Source organism: Stappia sediminis, assembly GCF_009826895.1.
In the GTDB taxonomy this organism is placed as follows: Bacteria; Pseudomonadota; Alphaproteobacteria; order Rhizobiales; family Stappiaceae; genus Hongsoonwoonella; species Hongsoonwoonella sediminis.
Genome location: NZ_WUMV01000008.1, coordinates 97,950 through 116,316, shown reverse-complemented (window position 1 = coordinate 116,316; position 18,367 = coordinate 97,950). Strand labels below are relative to the sequence as shown.

General features: G+C 62.4%; 14 protein-coding genes. 5 read left to right on the top strand and 9 right to left on the bottom strand.

Annotated features, from left to right (window positions below; all coding sequences use genetic code 11):
• Positions 1–35: 35 nt before the first annotated feature.
• Both GR183_RS22030 and GR183_RS16985 read left to right on the top strand, forming a co-directional pair.
• Positions 36–1,331: an O-antigen ligase family protein gene (locus GR183_RS22030; RefSeq protein WP_160776870.1), complete on the top strand. Its 1,296-nt coding sequence runs from the start codon at positions 36–38 to the stop codon at positions 1,329–1,331.
• A gap of 388 nt (positions 1,332–1,719) precedes the next feature.
• On the top strand, positions 1,720–3,927 hold the full coding sequence (locus GR183_RS16985; RefSeq protein WP_160776869.1) for a GumC family protein: 2,208 nt from the start codon (positions 1,720–1,722) through the stop codon (positions 3,925–3,927).
• A 5-nt stretch (positions 3,928–3,932) separates the two neighbouring features.
• On the opposite strand, the gene GR183_RS16980 is transcribed toward GR183_RS16985, so the two are convergent.
• The 3 genes from GR183_RS16980 to GR183_RS16970 all read right to left on the bottom strand — a co-directional run bounded on the left by GR183_RS16980 (position 3,933) and on the right by GR183_RS16970 (position 7,715).
• Entirely contained in the window at positions 3,933–5,153 is a 1,221-nt protein-coding gene (locus GR183_RS16980; RefSeq protein ID WP_160776868.1) for a sugar-transfer associated ATP-grasp domain-containing protein, read from the bottom strand.
• Positions 5,150–6,946 (bottom strand): alpha/beta fold hydrolase, encoded by a 1,797-nt coding sequence (locus tag GR183_RS16975; RefSeq protein WP_160776867.1) that lies wholly within the window; start codon positions 6,944–6,946, stop codon positions 5,150–5,152. The genes GR183_RS16980 and GR183_RS16975 overlap by 4 nt, the downstream gene beginning before the upstream one ends.
• A gap of 88 nt (positions 6,947–7,034) precedes the next feature.
• Entirely contained in the window at positions 7,035–7,715 is a 681-nt protein-coding gene (locus GR183_RS16970) for a polysaccharide deacetylase family protein (RefSeq protein WP_160776866.1), read from the bottom strand.
• Positions 7,716–7,891: 176 nt separating this feature from the next.
• Between GR183_RS16970 and GR183_RS16965 the strand changes: the two genes are divergently transcribed.
• Positions 7,892–9,160, top strand: coding sequence for a lipopolysaccharide biosynthesis protein (locus tag GR183_RS16965; RefSeq protein WP_160776865.1), 1,269 nt, complete (start codon positions 7,892–7,894; stop codon positions 9,158–9,160).
• Here GR183_RS16965 and GR183_RS16960 read toward each other — a convergent pair.
• From GR183_RS16960 to GR183_RS16940, 5 genes are read right to left on the bottom strand one after another with little or no spacing between them, the layout of a single operon-like run.
• On the bottom strand, positions 9,145–11,658 hold the full coding sequence (locus GR183_RS16960; protein WP_202396167.1) for a glycoside hydrolase family 2 protein: 2,514 nt from the start codon (positions 11,656–11,658) through the stop codon (positions 9,145–9,147). The genes GR183_RS16965 and GR183_RS16960 overlap by 16 nt on opposite strands.
• A 12-nt stretch (positions 11,659–11,670) precedes the next feature.
• The gene (locus GR183_RS16955; protein WP_160777147.1) at positions 11,671–12,669 is read right to left on the bottom strand and encodes a DUF1839 family protein; all 999 of its coding nucleotides are present in this window, start codon (positions 12,667–12,669) and stop codon (positions 11,671–11,673) included.
• A 38-nt stretch (positions 12,670–12,707) separates the two neighbouring features.
• Entirely contained in the window at positions 12,708–13,616 is a 909-nt protein-coding gene (locus GR183_RS16950; RefSeq protein ID WP_160776864.1) for an amino acid--[acyl-carrier-protein] ligase, read from the bottom strand.
• A 5-nt stretch (positions 13,617–13,621) separates the two neighbouring features.
• Positions 13,622–14,803, bottom strand: coding sequence for an acyl-CoA dehydrogenase family protein (locus tag GR183_RS16945; protein ID WP_160776863.1), 1,182 nt, complete (start codon positions 14,801–14,803; stop codon positions 13,622–13,624).
• Positions 14,803–15,060, bottom strand: coding sequence for an acyl carrier protein (locus tag GR183_RS16940; protein ID WP_160776862.1), 258 nt, complete (start codon positions 15,058–15,060; stop codon positions 14,803–14,805). The genes GR183_RS16945 and GR183_RS16940 overlap by 1 nt, the downstream gene beginning before the upstream one ends.
• A gap of 415 nt (positions 15,061–15,475) precedes the next feature.
• Between GR183_RS16940 and pcaF the strand changes: the two genes are divergently transcribed.
• Positions 15,476–16,681, top strand: coding sequence for a 3-oxoadipyl-CoA thiolase (pcaF, locus tag GR183_RS16935; RefSeq protein ID WP_160776861.1), 1,206 nt, complete (start codon positions 15,476–15,478; stop codon positions 16,679–16,681).
• 57 nt (positions 16,682–16,738) lie between these two features.
• Here the strand turns inward: pcaF and GR183_RS16930 are convergent, their stop codons facing one another.
• Positions 16,739–17,284 carry a cytochrome b gene (locus GR183_RS16930; RefSeq protein WP_160776860.1) on the bottom strand — a complete coding sequence of 182 codons (546 nt, stop codon included), beginning with the start codon at positions 17,282–17,284 and terminating at the stop codon, positions 16,739–16,741.
• 241 nt (positions 17,285–17,525) lie between these two features.
• Here GR183_RS16930 and GR183_RS16925 point away from each other — a divergent pair, with 241 nt between their 5' ends.
• Complete coding sequence (locus GR183_RS16925; RefSeq protein WP_244313790.1) at positions 17,526–18,365, top strand: RibD family protein; 840 nt, start codon at positions 17,526–17,528, stop codon at positions 18,363–18,365.
• Positions 18,366–18,367 lie beyond the last annotated feature (2 nt).

Genomic DNA, 18,367 nt, shown 5'->3' with positions numbered 1-18,367 from the left:
TTACGAAATGTCGTCTGGAGCGGGACAAGACGGGCGTGACGCATTCTGCCACGGGTGAGCGATTGGGCGAGGGCGTGCTGGCCGGGCGGGCGGCGGATGACGGCGTTCTCGGCTGGGTTCCCGCACTCATCGTCGCCTATATCACGCTGCTCTCGCCGCTTTTCGTCGTGCGGGAATTTTCCGAAAACTCGGACGCCGCCGTCACCGCGTCGCAGTCGAACGCGGTAAACCAGCTTTTCTGGATCGGCCTTCTCGCGGGCGTGGTGCTCTTCGGCTGGCGGCGCCTGCCCCGGCTCCTGCCCGTTCTCAGGCAGCCGACGGTGCTCACCATCCTTGCGTTCCTCGGCTTTTCGCTTGCCAGCATCCTGTGGTCGCCTGTGCCAGGCATCGCATTTCGCAGGGTGATGCTGCAGGTCATCGTCGTTTTCGCCGTCGTCGCGCCCATGTTCATGGTCTCGGATCGCGCGGCCTTGCTGAATCGCATCGTCGCCGTTTTCCTTCTCACGGTCGCGGTCAACGTCGTGCCGGTGCTCACGCAGCCTCCGGGCCCGATCGGCCATGAGGGCATCTACGCGCACAAGAACCAGTTCGGCCTCGTCGCTGCCTATGCCTTCGTCTTCGCTCTTTTCGGCGCGGTTCGCTATCGCGGCTCCATGCGTTTGCTTGCGCTCACGGTTGCCGCAATCGCGCTCCTGGAAATCGTCGTCAGCCGGTCGAAGACGTCGCTCGGCCTGAGCATTCTCATCCCGGCACTTTCGGCGGGCGTTGTCGGCCTCAGTGCCGTTTCGGGCATCCGTGCGGTCTATCTCGTCATCTTCGGCGCGGTCTTCGGCATCTGCGGATATGTCTTCTTCAACTACCTTTTCGATTACAGCTTCGCCGATCTGTCGATGCTCCTTTTCGACGACACCACGTTTACGGGCCGTACCGAGATCTGGGATTTCATATTCGGCATCATCTCCCGCCAGCCCGTTTTCGGTCAGGGTTACGGCTCCTTCTGGGGCACGGGTGCCGGCTCCATCGTGGCGCTGGAGGCGCCGGGCTTCATCGGTCAGCTTCTGCAGTCGCACAACGGTTATGTGGACGTGCTGCTTGAAACCGGGGCGATCGGCTTCGGCCTGCTTGTGCTGTTCGTCTTTTTCACGCTGTTCGACGTCGGCGGATTTCGCGGCTCCTCGCGCGCGGAAGCCTGGCTTGTGCTGTGCGTCGCGCTTTTCGCCATCCTCCATAACATGCTGGAAAGCAGCTGGTTTAGGGGCTACACGCTTGCCTGGCTCATGTTCCTGATGGCAGCCGCCTATTCCGCCGCGCAGAAGGAGGCCGCCCGCTGAGGCTTAGGGTCAGGACCTATTGAATTGACGGAAATGGCACCTAAAACGGCAAAGAAGTGCAAGGAGAAGGGCGCGGAGCGGGTCGGGCACCCGGTCAAGCCCTTCGACGAAGCAGATCGAAGCCGTTTCGGTGTCTGTACAGATATGGCCGATTTGGCCGGCTACTTTGTCGAAAAGCCTTGAAAACCAGACGGTTTCCTGCGTTTTTGCTCCTCGTATCCAACCAAATTGGCTCATACCATTTTCCTCAATTTAATAGGTCCTGACCCTAGTTCCGGCGTGGCGAAGTGTCTCCTTGCGGCATTCAGCGTTTGCTAACCTTGTCTGCTTACTTTCTGCTAAGCATATAAGAGATCAGGGTCCAGACCCTAGCAGGCAGACGGACGACGTGGACCGCACAAGAGCACTTCAACAGGCAGGCGAACCGGCTGGCGGAGGGTTTCCGGACCCCTATGCCGTCATCCGTGCCTTGCGCGATCGCTGGAAGGCGATCGTCGCGATAGCGGCTGCCGTCGTGCTGGTCACCGCCGGCTACGCCTTTACCGCCACCCCTGTCTATACGGCCGCCGCGAAGATCATTCTGGACGCATCGATCCGACAGCCCTTCGAGGATGCGAATTCGGCAACGCGGCTTTCAAACGATCCTTTCGCCGTCGACAGCCAGATCGCCGTCATCTCGTCGGCCTCCGTCCTGCGTCCGGTGGTGGAGGCGCAAGGCCTCGTGGACGATCCGGAGTTCGGGGACGGCGGGGGCGGCGGCCTTCTCAAGACGCTTCTCGGCGGCCTGCTCGGGTCCCCGGTTCCCGGCCCGCAGGAGCAGGAGGAACGCATCACGAATTCGGTTCGCGCGCTCGGCAAGGCCCTGTCGGTCTCCCGTCAGGGCGCGACCTATGTCATCAATATCGCCGTGAACTCGCAAAGCCCGTCGAAGTCGGTGCATCTTGCCAATGCCATAGCTCAAGGGTACCTGGCCGAACAGCAGCGCAGTGCGCGCGAGCGCGCCGATCGCCTGTCGGAGCAGGTCGACGAGCGGCTGATCAGCCTGCGCGAGCGTTTGCGCGAAACGGAACAGCGCGTCCAGCAGTTCAAGGCGGAAAACCAGCTCCAGAGCACGGCGGAGGGCACGCTCCTCGTCGGTCAGGAGCTTGACGGGCTGAACACCCAGCTCGTCGAGGCGCGCAGCGCGCTTGCAACTGCCGATGCGAGCTACCGGGAGATCCAGCGGTATCTTCAGCGCCAGGTCGATCCGACGGCGCTCGGTGACGTGGTGTCGAACCCGCGCATCACCCAGCTTCTGGAGCAATACGCCAACGCGGTCAGGGCGGAAGCTTCGCTTTCGACGGACCTTCTGCCCTCTCATCCCACGCTCCAGCGCGCGAAAGCGCAGGTCCAGCGCATTTCGAGCCTGATCCGCGACGAGCTTCGCGCCGTCGGCGAGGCGAAGAAGGTGGAGCGTGACGTGGCGCAGGAGAGGGTCGCCAATCTCGCACGCCAGATCGACAGCTTGCGGACCAATTCCGATGCCAGCGAGGAACAGCTCATCACCCTGCGCGAGCTTGAGACGGAGGCCGCCGCCACCCGCACGGTCTATGAAAACGTGTTGGGCCGGGCGAAGGAACTTGGCGATCTGGAGCAGGTCACCGTACCGCTCGCGCGCATCATTTCGCCGGCCGAGCCGCCGGAGGGCCCGTCCTGGCCGAAAAAGAAGATCCTGCTCGTTCTTGCGGGCGTCCTTGGCCTGATGCTCGGCACCGGGCTCGTCGTCTCGGCGGAGGTCTGGCGGCAGGTACGTGCCGAATTCGGGCCGAAACTGCGGGCCGGCGCGCCGCCCGTCCCGGTTCCGCAGTCGCAACCGCAGGCGCAATCGGCGCGCGAGGTCTCGGGTCTGCCCGTCATTGGGGTCTTGCCGGCGATCGACGGGCTGAAACCGCGCCATCTCGATCAACTCGACCTGAAATCTTCCGCCCGTCTTGCCTATCGTATCCTGGCAACGGATGACATCAGCGGTCTGCCCGCACCGGCCGCCAATTTCGAAACGGCGGTCTCCGGCCTCAACACGCGCCTGCTCGCCGGCCATCGGGAGGGCGAGAACATGGCGATCCTCTGCGTTGCGCCGCATCTGGGCGAAGGCCTGAGCCTTGCCGCCTTTTCCCTCGCGCTCGGTGCCGCGGCGGAGGGGCTCAACGTCCTGCTTGTCGATGCGAATGCGCGCGACAAGGGGCTGACCCGGCTTCTCGACGACAGCGCGTCCTTACGCACGCTCACCTATTCGGAGCGCATCGTCAGCAACCGCCTGTTCGACCTGAGTTTCCTGTCGCTCGTTTCGGGCGCGCCCAAGCATCGCCCGCCGGAATTGAGCGAGGGTCAGCTTGAGGAACTCGGCGAGATCGCAAAGGGCTACGATCTCATGTTCGTCGATGCGGGCACCATCGAAGACGCCCGTTCGCTAGAGCCCGTCAGCGCGCTTTGCGACCGTGTTCTCGTCGCGCTTGGCGGTCCGCAGGATGTTCATTCCAGGCTTTCGACGCTTGACCCCGCCTTGCGCGCGGTCGCGGGCACTAGTCCGATCTGCGTCGTTCAAACGCGCGTGGCCTGAAGTTTTCAGTCGGCGGCAACTCTTTCGAACGCAGTTCCTTTGCGCTCGACTTTGCCCAAAACGTCGGCGAGAGCCTGCTTGTTTTCCGCGAATTTCTCGATATAGGCCCGCCCCAATGGCCGATCGAGATAGCCGCCCGCATGTTCCTGCAGAATGTCGACGCCGTAGTCGTAGTTCGTCTCGATGATGACGGGCCCGTCCTTTGAAATCGCGATGTCCCAGCCGAGCGAACGAAAGGGCAGCATGACTTCGGCAGCCTTCGTCACGATACGCAACACCTCGTCCCAGAACGGTATTTGAAGCGTATCGGGGGACATCGAATATCTCTCGCACAGGTCGAAATAGCCACCGCCGAACTTCGCATCCGTCCTGGCTGATCGGTCCAGTCTGCCGGTCGCAAGATCGATGCCCGCCGTCACGCCGCCGTTCGAGACGTTGTCGGTGATGGCGCCGGGCGCGCCGATCTTGATCGCGGCGGCGTTGAACTCGACCCGCCCATTGTCGCCGATCAACGTGTCGATGCGCACGGTGTTGACGGATGTCGGGTTGAAACGTTCCATGTCCGCATGCTGGACGATCGTTTCCTGGACAAGGAATTCGTCCCAGTAAAAGCCGTTGTTTGTCATGAAGACGAGGTGGAAGAATTCCTTGTCCGAGAGTGCTGCGCCTTCGTGCAGCAGCTTGCCGTCCTCGACGCGCATGCGGAAAATCGCGCTGCCCGATCCGCCGCCGCGCGGCTTGACGATGATCCCGCGCGGCAGGTGAAGGTCTTCGATGCCGCTTGCGAATTCCCCGAATGTCACCGGGCAGCCCTCGCGGTCGAAGATCAGTCGGTCTTTCAGCCGGTAGAGTGTCCTGGCCGACGGTGTGCCGGCAAGCGCCAGGCGCTCCTCGAAGGCGAGCTTGTCCTGTATCAACGTCCGGTCGCCGCCGGCATTTGCAGCTTCTCGCGTTCGGTGCAGCAGTTCCGGCGGCAGGTAGCGGGCGATTTCCGCTCCAAAGCTGCGGCGAAACAGGCCGTGCTTGACGTATTGATAGGGGATATAGCGGTAAAGCCTCCACAAATGGAGAATGTCCGCCACCTGCGTCATGAGGGGCTTGCGGTCGCCGGTCCTGAAATAGACGGGAAATTCCTCGCTCAGGATGCGGTAGACACGACGAAGCGGCCGCAGAAGGCTGCTTCGATTTTTGGTGGGAGGTCGGGGGTTCGATATCGGCTCGCTCATGCGGCAAGCCTTTCGCGCTTGTCGAGCGCCCTGGCAAGGGCCGTCAGCCGCGCCAGAACCGCGGCACGCGCCGGCGCGGGCGTCAGGTTGTGGTCGGCGTTCGCCACGAAGGTCAGCTGCACGTTTTCATAAGCTTCGATGCGCGCGTATTCCGGGCCGAAGTAGCTCCTGAGCTCCTCAAGGCCCGGGTCCTTCTCGCTGTAGATGACAAGGGCTGGAACGCCGCGTCGTTTCAGGCTCGCCATGCGCCCGTGCACAAGCTTGTCCAGCCGGTTGTGAATTGAAAGGGGGCCGAGTGCAGGCGCGAGCGCCCGCATGAGCGGGCGGGAAAGTCCGCGCGCCAGCTTGGCGGAGGCCTTGCGGAATTCCTCGGGGCTTGAAAGTGCGCGCTTCAATGCGGCCGGGTCGCGCATCTTGGCGGTGTAGTTTTCGAGCGGCTGGACGGGTTTTCTCAGTTCGGTGTCCACATCCTGTTTCGGATTCCAGGCGAAACGGCGGGAGTTCACCATCACCATCGCGTCGATGCGCTCGTCCGCGACCGTTGAAAGCAGCGCAAGATAGGCGCCGCTGCACCGTCCGTAGGCGATCACCGTTTCGATGCCGCGCGCCTTCATCTCGTCGATTGCCGCGCCGACATCGGCGATCTGGCCGTCGGAATAAAGCACCTGCGCCTGCTGGTCCGGCCAGCGCGGGCTTTCGCCGACGTTCGAAAGATCGATCCTGAGGCTTGCGATACCGTTTCGCGCAAGCGCGCGGGCAAAGTCCACGTGCACATTCGCCCAGCCGCCGTGGTGGTCGTAGCCGGAATTGAGGAAAAGCACCGCCGTTTTCGCGCTTTCGCCTGAAGGTTCGGCGAAAACTCCGAAAAGCCGCTTTCCCGGCCCGAAGCGCAGCATTTCCTCGCGAACGCCCTCGACGGGTTCGATCGCGGTTTCCTCATCGCAGATCGTCCGTCCGGGTATGGCGGGGCCGGAATGTTCGAACCGCTCTTCCGCCCAGTCCGCGACTGCCTCGATCACGGCTTGCGGAACGTCCGAAAGCGTCGGGTCCGAAACATATTCGGCATATCCTTCGAATGGCGTCACGATCACGTCGCAGCCGGCCGCGCTCAGATGATCGACCAGCGCCGCATCGCCCGGATGGTCCCGGCGGGCGACAAAAAGCGTGGGAAGATTTGCCGGCAAAGTTTCCTTCTTGAGCGAAAGCATCTTCGCCTCGACGGCGACATCCTTCGGCAGGACGAAACCGGCGGCCATCAGGCTACCTTCCGGACCGTCATCGGGTTTGACGAGGAAGGTCGGTCGGGTGAACGACGTCCAGGCCGCGACCTCGCGAAGATATCCCCGCCCGGAAGCAGGAGGTGCCAGCAGAACGAGCCCGGCGACCGATGGATCCGTTGCCGCGAGGTGAGTGGCATAGAGGCAACCGATCCCCTGACCGAGCACGATCACGCGCTTCAGTCCGTGAAAGGAACGAAAATCACCCAATATGCCCCTGGAAGGAACGATCCAGCCCGTTTCGGAATTCTCCTCGCCGCCGGAATCGCCCGTACCTGGATAGTCGAAGCGAAGCGAGGGAAATCCTGCTGCCGCGAGCCGCTCCGCCATCAGGCGGAAGGTCTTTCGCGCGCATAGTTCCTCATAGCCCCACGGGCTCAGGAACAGGACGCCGGTATCGCCGTCGCCTGCATGAAGCATCGCCGCCAGCTCGCCCAGATAAAGAGGCTGGGCAAACCCTGATTGGGAGCAGGGCATTGCGGAAACAGCGTCATTTTCCCCGAAAGGTGCATTCATCACAGGCGCCGTAGACTTGTTACACGAAACCTGAGATTACGGACAAAGGGCTGATAGAAGGTTTATTTCCTTACGGAAATTTCCGGTTTCAAAAGCGATAGCGCAGCCGGCGGGCCGCCGCATAGGCCATACCCTTGAATTTCGCCGGCGGCTTCGCGAGCTCGGCAAGCCCGGCGGCCGGATCGAAATCGCGGGTCAGCGATCGGCGCGGACAAAACCAGCTTCCGCTCATCGCAAGTCCTTGGGAACTTGTGTAAATTCGCTTAAAGCCGGTCTTTTTCAAATGGTTCAGCAGATAACGGTCGAAGCCGCCGAAGGGCAACGCAGCCGTTGTAACCGGGCGCCCGAGGACATCCTCGATCTTCCGCCGGGCATCGGTGAACTCCCTTTGCCGGCCCGCATCATCGAGCCCGCGCCAGCTAACGTGATCGTATCCGTGGCTGCCGATCTCCATGCCGGCCGAGGAAAGTTCGCGGATTTGCGCCGCCGAAAGGTATCCCTCCTTGCCGATCCGTCCGGCGACGACGAAAAAGCGCCCTTTCCGCCCGTGTTTTTGAAGGACCGGCAAGCCAACTTCGAAGTCCGACAGGTTTCCGTCGTCGAAGGTGACATGGGCACGAATTCCGTATTGGTCCTCCAGCCTCGCGAGCGTTTCCACCGCCGTCTCGAATTGCTCGCGCGAGACGAAATAGCGCTCCTCTCCGGGCGTGAGCGCCACTCGCGGCTCGCCGATGCCGTGAAACGTTATGTAAAGCTCGCTCGCCAGCATTCCCGGCTCCATGGACTATACCTGCCGTATATCATGGCGAGGAAATCTTAATGTTGTTGTGTCCTTATTCCGCGTAACGAGACGCTGCGGAATCCGGGTTATAGCCGGAACGGGCGTCAAAAAGGTTCCCGCGCCGCGCGGGGACAGGCTGTTATTCGGGACGACGGGACGGGCAGATGAGAAGGCTACAAGGCCATATAGCGCAATTGCGCTCCTCTCCCCTTGCCCGCAACACCATCACCTACACGTTCAATTTCGGCCTGCAGCTGGTCATCCAGTTCGGCTATTTCCTCATGGTCTCGCGTTATCTGGGTGCGTCCGGCTACGGCCTTTTCGTCACCCTCTCGAGCGTCAGCATAATCGGCGTTCTGATCATCGGGCTTGGCTGCGATCACCTGATGATCCAGCGCGTCGCGGTAGAGCCGAAGGCGTTTTCGCGCTATTTCGGCCATGCCGTCGTCATGATCGCGTCGACTTTGCCGGTCGTCGGCCTCGCCGTTATCGTGGTCGGCCACTACCTGATCGGCGACGAACTGGCCTGGGCGCCGCTCATGGCCATCGCCGTCGCTCATATTGTATTCGGGCGTATAAACGGGGTTTGCGCCAATGCCTTCATGGCCTTCGACAAGGCGAAACTCCAGCTTTTCTGCAATGTCTTCATAGCGGCTGCGCGGGCAGCATTCCTGGGGCTGGCGATTGTCGTCCTCGACAAGCTGACGCTGGAAGCCTGGGCCTGGTGGTATCTGGCGGCCTCGGCGTTGAGTGCGGCCATTTCCCTGATGCTCGTGCTGACGATCTGCGGCCTGCCGCGCCTGAACGTCGTTTGGGGCGACCTGAAGCTCGGCTTCCAGTATTGCCTTGAGTTTCTGGCCATCGGCAGCGTCGGCGACCTCGACAAGCCGACGGTCGCCCAGGCGCTCGGGCCGGAAGCCGCCGGCCAGTATGCCGCCGGCTTCAAGATCGTCGACGCCGCATCCGCACCGGTCAGGGCTCTGCTTTACGCCACATACACGCGCCATTTCAGGAACGCCGCGTCGAGCGATGCCGACAGCGTCGGCTTCGGTATCAAGCTGCTGCCGTTCTCGCTGGCAATTTCGATTTCAGTCGCCATCGTGCTCTTTATCGGGGCCGATTTCGTGCCGCTGCTGATCGGCGACGATTTCGCGGGAACTCCGGAAATCATCAAGCTTCTGGCGCTCTATCCGCTTCTCATGGGACTTTCGGGCATCGGCGCCGATATCCTGCGTGCCGTTGGCCGGCAAACGCTTCGAATTGCGCTTCTTGTCATCACCAGCATCCTGATGATCCCGGCAATCTGGTTGGGCGCGGAATTGGGCGGGCTTTTCGGCGCAGGCGTTGCCAGGCTCCTGCTTCAAGTCGCGCTTGTCGGCGCGACCTGGGCGTTTCTGGTTCGAACGAGCGGCGTTCGTCAGCCGGCGGAATAAGTGAAACGCCGGCTTGAGCCGAGTGCGGCGACTTCGCCTGAAGGCTGGCGGTCGGCGGGAATTCCATGCCGCCTCGTCAGCCGGATGCGTTTTTCGCGGCCTGGCGCCAGGTGGAACCAGTTGTCGGACGGGCGAAAGCCGTCATCGCGAATGTGGACGGACTGCGCGAAACAATCGCAGGAAAGCACCAGCATCGCCTCGCCTTCGCTGGGCGTCTCCAGCGTGACCGCGATATCGTTGGCATGAAGCGCCTTGCCGCGTCCGAGCGGGAATTGGAAGGCGTGTGCTAGTTCCTCGCCCGTTTCCCGGTCGCTCATACGCGCCACGGTTACGTCATGCGCGGGCGGGCCGAAGCGGAAGGCGTAAGTGGTATCGAAAAACGCGCCGATTATCTGCGTTGCGGCGACCTTTTGTGCACAATGACGGCCAAGGTCGATCTCCATCGATCCGGAAACCACGGGAATCCGCCCGTCTCTCAGGCACGCAAGTTCGACCGTAACCGGACGCGTCTCCGCCGTATCGTTGATCAGGTGAACGTCAAGTCCGTTGGTGCCTTCATTCGTCAGGGCGATCTGGAGCGGGCGGAACGCGCGTTTTAGCGCATACCATGCGGATTTCGGCTCGCCGGTCGCATCGACCACACCCCAGCCGAGGCCGGGCATCAGGTCCTGGTAGTTCCATATCAGCCCGCCTGCCGTGCGCGAGCCTTCGCGCCGCCATTCGGCGAACACCGCCTCCATAACTTCCGCCACCGCAGCCCGGCCAAGGTCGAGATAGCGTTCAGGATCGCCGTAACGCAGGTCGAGCGGCTTTTCGCCGTAGAGATATTCCACGTAGTGGTCGCGAATATCCTCGAAATCCCAGCCCACACCCCGGTCGCGCGGCACGCGCGCCTTCCATTCCGGGCTGTGGCCGATGCCGGCGGGCAGACGGGTTTCCACCGTCACAGGCTCCGGCACATTGGCGAAGGCAAGGCATTCGGCGGCGAATTTCACGTCCGCCCGGCGCGCATCCTCAATCGGCGCGCGATAGGCACTTACGCCGAAATAATGGGTCACGCCTTCGTTGGGAGAAAACGGCATGGCCCCGCCGGATGGCGAGTTTTCGACGTAGGCCACGTCCGGGCGTTGTCGTGTTGTCGCTTCGAGAAGGATTTCGTTCGTCAGCGGCCCGCTCCAGCGCTCGGGTGGCAGGCCCATCATCGCCGCCTGCTGCAGGATTTCGCTGCCGCCGCAGGCAACCGCGAAGGACGGCGACCCTTGCGTTGCTGCAAGAAAAGCTTCGGCCTCGCGAGACACCTTGTCCGCGAATTCGGGATCCTTCACCGGATAGTCGAAGTTGGCGAACTGGAAGTCGTGCCAGACAAGGATACCGAGTTCATCGCAAAGCTCGAAAAAATCGCGAGTTTCATAGACCATGGTGCCGCCGACGCGAAGCATGTTCATGTTCGCTTCGCGCGCAAGTTCAAGCCAGGGCCGGTAGCTTTCCCTGTCTCCGGGCAGGCTCAGGAGATCGGCATTCGTCCACACGGCACCCCGGCAGAAGATGCGCTCACCATTGATCTTGAGCGCGAATTCCGTACCGTCCGCGCCCCGGTCGATCTCGATACGGCGAAAGCCGGTGCGCATGAGGTGCACCAATTCGTCGCCGAGGACGAGGACGACGTCGTAAAGTCGTGAGGTCCCGTGGGTGTGCGGCCACCAGGGCTCGACGTCCGGTATTTCCAGGCTTGCGCGAAGCTGGCCGGTTTCGTCGCGGAGGAATTCGGCCATCTGCCCGGCGCAGGCGAGATACACGTTCCGGGGATCGTCAGCCAGTCTCAGGGAAATATCGAGCTTGCCCGTACCGTCCTCAAGCAGATCGGAGCGTATCTCGACAATCTCCGCGAAGGTGTCTTGCGCGGAAAACATGCTGACGGGCCGCCAGGGGCCGACGGCGTGAATTTCGGGACACCAGCCCGGCATATGGCCCAGAAGCGTCGTGCGGATCAGCCGGAGGCCTTGGGATTTTGCAAGCTGGGTGCGCCATTTCGCCCTTGGGCCTTTTCGGGAAAGATGCGGCTCCAGCGCACGAAAGCAAAGGCAGAGCTCGGCGTCTCCCGAAAGCTCGACCTCCACCTCTTGAGCCGCGAACATGCTGTCGGAAATCAGGATTGGTTCGCCGTCGAGCCAGCCTTCCGCGATCGTCGCCAAACCCTCGAAGACGATCGTATGGCGGCCTGTTGTGCGGGGCGTGATGCGGGCGCGGTACCAGACATCCTTGTCATGCAGGGGGTCCGGATTTTCGGGGTCGTAGAGCCCCGCATCGGTGAGCGCGCGCGCCGCGGTGCCGGGAACGCGCGCCGCGTGCCATTGAGTTTCGGCCGGAATGTCCGCCGGTATCTGCCATTCGCCTGAGGCTGCAACGGTCATCGACCAGCCCTCGGTCAGGGTTTCGATCCGCGGTCCGTTCAGCGGAATTCTGCGCGCGACCGTTCGCTCGCTTCCCTCAGATGGCATGGTGGGTGTCCATCACGCGGCCCGGCTTGAAGCCTTGGCACAAACGCGGGCTTCCAGGCTGTCAACGAGATTGCCCCAGGCTTCGACGGCCGGCACGAGCGCTGGCGCGAGCTTGTCGAATTTCTTGCGTGCCAGCGCGCGGGCGAGCTGGAACTGGGCGATCTTGCAGGCCTCTGAAATCGTCTTTGCCGAAGCCTGTCCTTCCGAAAAGTCGCCTGCGCCTTCGCCCGTCAGCCATGCGAGATGGCTTGAGAAAAGCTCGAAATTCGCGCCGAGCTGACGCAGCGTGTTGAAAGCGTAAAGGTGGAAGAAGCCGAATTCGCGGCCCGCCACCTCCTCGACCTGGCCGGGAAACACTTCCGCGAATTTCGCGATCGGGTTTTCCTCCGGTCGCCTTGCAAGATGATGCGCCAAGAGGCCTAGTGCCGCTTCCGGCAGCTTCGTCCGGTCCGCGCGTCCCTCGGGAAATTTCACGAACTCCGTATAAGGCAGGAAGGCGGTGTCGCGAGCGAAATCGCCGCGCTGGAAGATGCCGTCGAAATCCTCGCCTTCCAGCCGGAAGAGGCCAAGTCCGTGGAAATAATCCATCGAGCGGGTTTCGATATCGAGGCGGTTGACGGCGACCGTCGTCTTGCCGTGCTCGGTGCGGTAGGATGTGCCGTGAGTATCGGGGAGGAAGAAACTGTCGACCTCCACCAGCGCCGCGCGCCCGCGCTTTAGCTGTTCAAGGACGTGGTTTTCCACCCGGTCGTAGATCGCAAGTTCCGTGACGCGGATGCCGAACAGCGTTTCGAGATCTTCCAGCGGCACCTTGAAGAAGGTGAACTGGTCCCCCTCGAAATCCTGCGTGATGGAATAGCCGAGGGCTGCTTCCGGCGGCAGGTCGAGAGCGTTCAAAAGCTCGATCCAGACGTCCAGATAGCAGTTCGTTTCCGGCCAGTCGCGGTCCGACGCATGCAGTGCGTGACGCGGATAGTCCGCCGGATCAAGCGCCGGAAAAAGCTTCGCCATGTCGTTCTGCCCCTGGTCGAAATGCTTCGAAATGCGGCTCAGCCCCACAGCGTGGCGCGAACGGCTTCCGGCCAATTCTCGATCTCAAGGCCATGGTGGCGGAAGAGCGCGAGCGTGATGCGCTCCAGCCCGAAGCCGACGCAGGCGGTGTGGGCGGGCTCGCCATCGGCGCGGGCGATGCCCCAGGCCTTGCCGAAATTGTCCATGTGGTAGTTGAAGCTCATGCATGCGGTCGGATTTTCCGACGAGGTGATCGCCACCAGCATCTCGAACTTCAGTTCCTGCTCGCGCTGGCTTGCGCCCAGCATCTTGCCGGCCCGGCCGAAGAAGGGGTCGTTGGCGACATCCACATGCGCGGGCAGATGCAGCGCGTCCATGATTTCCTTGCCGCGCCGCTTCCAGGTTTCGCGGAACTCAATCGCCTCGTCCGCGTTGCCCACGCGCACGTATTCGCGCTGGCGGAACATCTGCATGCGCGCAGGATCCTTCGACGGCTCATGGCGGAAGCAGTAGGACTGGAGCGCCACCGTCACGCCGCCTTCGGGCAGGGGACCGCGCCGGGCAAGGATCGGGTAGAGCGGATAGCAGGCGGCGGGCGTGAGCGCCAGATCCGTGCGCTTCTGGCCTTCCGTCCAGTCCTTGCCGGTCGCCATGCACTCCAGAAGGTCCATATGGCCGTGATTGTCGCCGCAGAAGGCATGGACGGTGCCCGCAAGCTGCGGGAAATTCTTCATGTAGCCGCTCGTCTCGAAGTCGGCCATCGTCATGCCGGGCGGGAAGACCATGGCTTCCGATGTCTCGCCTTCGCCGATCTTCAGCACATAGTCCTCGAAACGGCGGATCACGTCCTCGAACGCGCCGCTTCTGGCGTAAAGTCCGTCGACGCCGGAAGAATGCAGGATGCCCCGGTCGAAGAGCTTGTCGAGAAAGGAAGTTTGCGCGTCCATGGGTCTTATCCGATCAGGCTTGTGTCCTGCTTGTGCACCAGGAGCATGGTCGAGGTGTTTCCGAGGATCCGGTCGTTGGAGATCATCAACTGCGCGGAATGGGCGTCGCGAAGGTGCCGGCCGAGGCTGTATGGCGTGCCGTTCTTGTAGCCTATGATGCCGTTGATCAGCATGCAGTGGTTGATGATCGTCAGGATCGTCTGCGAGGTGCCGACCTTCACGTTGTTCATGGCAACGGCGAAGCTCATGGCGGACAGCCTGTCGGGGTCGGCCTTGGCCGCCTCGAACTGGCGAAGCCCCGCGACCACGTTGCCCTTGACCTGCTGAAGCAGGCTGGAAGCCTCGGCAAGGCGCAGCGCGCCCGGAGGCGTCGACCCCGGCTGGCGCCGGGCGGCAGCCCGTACGAAGCTCTGCGCGCGGTTTACCGCATCCGCCGCGATCCCGTACCAGAGCGCGCCCCACAGAAGATGCGAGACGGCAAGCATGGATTCCGCCGCGATTTCCGCGAAGGGGCGGGGAAGGGTCTGTTCCTTCGGCGCTTCGCCGCGGAAGATATAGCCGTCCGAACACGTGCCGCGCATGCCGAGCGTGTCCCAGTCGCGGGTATGCTCCAGCGTGTACTGGCCCTTGAGGAAGAGCGTGCTCACCTGATCGCTCGGCGGCGCGTCCTTGTGGGCGCGCGACGTGATCAGGATCGCATCGGCCATCTCGCCGTAGGAGATGACGGTGGCGTCCTTTTCGAGGCGAACCGTATCGCCGCCCACCTCGATCGCGCAGACCGAATTGCGCAGGTTGCCGCCGATGCCCGCCTCGCTGGTGGCGGATGCGATCAGGACCTGCTCGTCGCAAAGCCGCCTCAGGAAATCCGCGTGCCAGGCGCTGTCGCCGGAATAACCGACGATGCTGGCCACCTGGATCTGGTGCATGGCGTAGGTCATCGCGGTCGAAGCACAGGCCTGGCCCAGGATCGCGCAGACTTCGGCGATTTCCTGCATGCTCGCATCTTCGCCGCCAAGTTCGCCCGGAACCTGGATGCTCATCAGGCGCTCGCCCTTCAGGGCGTCCATGCCTTCGCGCGGGAAGCGGCCTTCCCGGTCAACTGCATCGGCAAACTCGCCTGCCACCTTGGCGGCGCGGCGGGCGCGGTCGGAAAGATCGGCCGGAACGGCTTTGGTGACGATATTCATCACGCGGCCTGCTGCTCGGCGCAGATCGTGTCGACGGCCTTGGCGATCGCCGAGATCGAAGCGAAAGTGCCGCGGTTCAGCATCGTCTCGGGGAATTCGATGTCGAATTCCTCTTCGATCGCCAGCATCAGCTGCACCGACGCAAAGGACGAAAGCCCGGCACTGTAGAGATCGCCGTCATCGGCAATCGATCCGACATCGACAGGAAGTTTTCCGTGCTTTGCAACGATCTCGCGAACCGTTTCCGCTGTGCTCATGACGCGACTCTCTCTATTTGACTTCGAGCTGGTAGTTCGGCGGCGGCTCTAATCGAACCTTGCGTGAGTATCGAGAGTCGAAATTGACAAACATTAAAGTGAACGCAGGAAAAAGAAGTTAAAAACAGTTAACGTTTACAGATGGTTGCCGCAGATGTTTGCGGAAATGGCGTGTTTGCTTGAGCTTTTTTGGTACATGCCGTCTCTGAGCGGGACGGCCGTAAATGTCGACTTGAGAGCGATATATTAATTGACCGTCCGGTCGTTTAATTATTAAGGTGCGGCCGTTAAAAGTGGCCCGCCTCCGCGAGGGCGCATCGATCAGGTGCGGTCTCTCGTCGGGAAAGTGTTTCCGTTTTCGCGGAAAGCGATCTAGATCAGCGCTGCGAGGCAAGAAGATTTCGGGAGGATACCCATGCGAGAAGCTTATATCGTCGATTATGCGCGCACGCCGATCGGGCGTTACGGCGGGGTGCTCTCCTCCGTGCGCGCCGACGATCTGGCGGCGATCCCCATTCGCGCGCTCGTTAAGCGCAATTCGGGCGTCGAATGGGCCGAAGTCGACGACGTCATCTTCGGCTGCGCCAACCAGGCGGGCGAGGACAACCGAAACGTGGCGCGCATGGCGGCCCTTCTTGCGGGGTTGCCGGTCGATGTTCCTGGCACCACGATCAACCGGCTCTGCGGTTCGGGCATGGATGCCGCTCTCATGGCGGCGCGTACGATCCGCACCGGCGAGGCCGACCTCATGATCGCCGGCGGGGTGGAGAGCATGTCGCGCTCGCCCTTCGTCATGCCGAAGGCTTCGACCGCTTTTTCCAGGAACGCCGAAATCTTCGACACGACGATCGGCTGGCGTTTCGTCAACCCGCTGATGAAAAAGCAATACGGCATCGATTCCATGCCGGAGACGGCGGAAAACGTCGCCGAGGACTTCGAGGTCTCGCGTGCCGATCAGGACGCCTTCGCGGCGCGCTCTCAGGCGCGCGCGGTCGCGGCGCAGGAAAACGGCCGTCTGGGACAGGAGATCGTCCCGGTCACCATTCCCCAGCGCAAAGGCGATCCCGTCATCGTCACGAAGGACGAGCACCCGCGCCCCGGCACGACGGCGGAAAAGCTTGGTGGACTTCCCACCCCTTTCCGTGAGGGCGGGTGCGTGACGGCGGGCAATGCATCGGGCGTGAACGACGGCGCGGCGGCTCTTTTGATTGCGTCGGAAGACGCGGTGAAACGCTTCGGCCTGACGCCGATCGCGCGCATCGTCGCGGGCGCGGTCGCGGGCGTGCCGCCGCGCATCATGGGCATCGGCCCGGCGCCTGCGTCCAAGAAGCTGCTGGCGCGGCAGGGTCTGTCGGTCGGCGACATCGATGTGGTGGAACTGAACGAGGCTTTCGCGGCACAAGCGCTAGCCACGCTTCGCGATCTCGGCATTGCGGACGATGCGGAATACGTGAACCCGAATGGCGGGGCGATCGCGCTCGGTCATCCGCTCGGCATGTCCGGCGCGCGTCTTGTCGGCACGGCGGCGCTTGAGCTCAAGACGCGCGGCGCGAAGCGCGCGCTTGCCACGATGTGCATTGGCGTGGGGCAGGGGATCGCGAGCCTCATCGAGGCGGTCTGATCCATCCGGAAAGAGCTGAAAACGAACGAGCGCGCGGAGGACTTCTCCGCGCGTTTTTTATCCCGTCATCCGGGTCATGACGTCGTCCTTCAGCACGATCCGGTGGTGAAGCGCGGCCGCGATATGAATAACGACGGCAATGCTGAAAATGATGCCGATCACCTGGTGGACGTTGAAAAGCGTGTTCGAAAGCTCGCGGTTCGGGCCGATGATCGGCGGCAGCGTGAAGAGGCCGTAGACCGGAATGGGGGCGGGATAGGCGGAGGTCGCCACCCAGCCCAGGATGGGCGAACCGAGCAACACGGCGTACAGCAGCACATGCGTTGCGCGCGCGGCGGTGCGCTGCCACATCGGGATGTCGGAGCTCAAGGGAGCGGGCGGGTGCGACAGCCGCCAGGCGAGGCGGGCCGCGGTAATGACGAAGAGGATCACGCCCGTCGAGCGGTGAAAGTCGAACAGCGTGTTCTGCAATTTGCCGGGCCCGATGTTCACCATGGTGATTCCCGCCGGTACCATCGCCAGGACGAGTATCGCCGTTACCCAATGAAATACGCGCGCCGTCGGCGTGTAGACGAAGCCTTTAGTTTCCGCGGTCACCGTCATTCGAACCCCTCCCGAACTCTAGCCGGATTTCCCTCAACAGAATTCTAGGGCGTTTCGTGGCTTTTCGACACACCCGAAGCATTCGCGCGTTGCGTGTTTCGATCAAGCCTTCGCGACCGGTGATCGATTTGCCCTTGGAATTCGTAGAACCATCGGATCACGGGTATTTGAAGCTTGCTTTATTGGCTTTCCCGGCTCCGGACGCTGAAGAAACCATCAGGCAGATATCCGGAGTAATACGTTGCGTGAGGAACAGGCGATGACGGCGCGACCGTCGACGGTCATGGAAGGAAGTTTTCCTGCGTCATCTTCTTCGCGCGAGATCGCGGATGACGGCTGGTCAGATGTTCTGGCGGCGTTCGAGAACGGCGGCGGAGAACTGCCGGATCAGTGGCAGGCATTGTTTCAGCCCCTCCTGAACGTTTCCGCAAGACCCTTGATGGTCGGCCAGCTCGGCCAGTCGCTCGACGGCCGCATCGCGACGGTGACCGGACATTCTAAATATATCAACGGGGATTCCTGCCTTGCCCATCTTCACCGGCTTCGCGCGGTCTGCGACGCGGTCGTAGTCGGTGTCGGCACGGCGCTGTATGACCGACCCCGCCTTACCGTCCGGCGTGTTGCGGGAAGAAATCCGGCGCGCATCGTCATCGATCCGCGCGGACGCCTGCACGACTGGTCGAGCCTTTGTACCGGCGATGCAAGGTGCATCCTGATCACGGGGCCGGATGCCCGGCCCGAAGTGCCGGACAATGTGGAGGTCTTTCGGCTTTCTTTGGCAGGGGAAGGTTTCGATCCGGAAGCCATCCGCGCGCTGCTTGCCGAACAGGGCTTTCGCCGGGTGTTGATCGAAGGCGGCGGGGCGACGATCTCCCGCTTTCTGACGAATGGCTCGCTCGACCGGCTTCATCTCCTGATCGCGCCGATAATCATCGGCGCAGGCCCCACGGGACTGCAGCTTCCGCCCATCGAAACAATCGATGAAGCGGTCCGCCCGCGCACGACAATCCATCGTCTGGGAGAGGAAGTCCTGATCGACTGCGATTTTTCCGGGTGCAGACCGATCGGCGGATCTGCATAAAC

Bases quoted from the DNA above. Each gene is read 5' to 3' on its own strand.
- GR183_RS16980 (WP_160776868.1), bottom strand. From the start codon at position 5,153: ATGAGCGAGCCGATATCGAACCCCCGACCTCCCACCAAAAATCGAAGC.
- GR183_RS16975 (WP_160776867.1), bottom strand. From the start codon at position 6,946: ATGAATGCACCTTTCGGGGAAAATGACGCTGTTTCCGCAATGCCCTGC.
- GR183_RS16970 (WP_160776866.1), bottom strand. From the start codon at position 7,715: ATGCTGGCGAGCGAGCTTTACATAACGTTTCACGGCATCGGCGAGCCG.
- GR183_RS16965 (WP_160776865.1), top strand. From the start codon at position 7,892: ATGAGAAGGCTACAAGGCCATATAGCGCAATTGCGCTCCTCTCCCCTT.
- GR183_RS16960 (WP_202396167.1), bottom strand. From the start codon at position 11,658: ATGCCATCTGAGGGAAGCGAGCGAACGGTCGCGCGCAGAATTCCGCTG.
- GR183_RS16955 (WP_160777147.1), bottom strand. From the start codon at position 12,669: ATGGCGAAGCTTTTTCCGGCGCTTGATCCGGCGGACTATCCGCGTCAC.
- GR183_RS16950 (WP_160776864.1), bottom strand. From the start codon at position 13,616: ATGGACGCGCAAACTTCCTTTCTCGACAAGCTCTTCGACCGGGGCATC.
- GR183_RS16945 (WP_160776863.1), bottom strand. From the start codon at position 14,803: ATGAATATCGTCACCAAAGCCGTTCCGGCCGATCTTTCCGACCGCGCC.
- GR183_RS16940 (WP_160776862.1), bottom strand. From the start codon at position 15,060: ATGAGCACAGCGGAAACGGTTCGCGAGATCGTTGCAAAGCACGGAAAA.
- pcaF (WP_160776861.1), top strand. From the start codon at position 15,476: ATGCGAGAAGCTTATATCGTCGATTATGCGCGCACGCCGATCGGGCGT.
- GR183_RS16930 (WP_160776860.1), bottom strand. From the start codon at position 17,284: ATGACGGTGACCGCGGAAACTAAAGGCTTCGTCTACACGCCGACGGCG.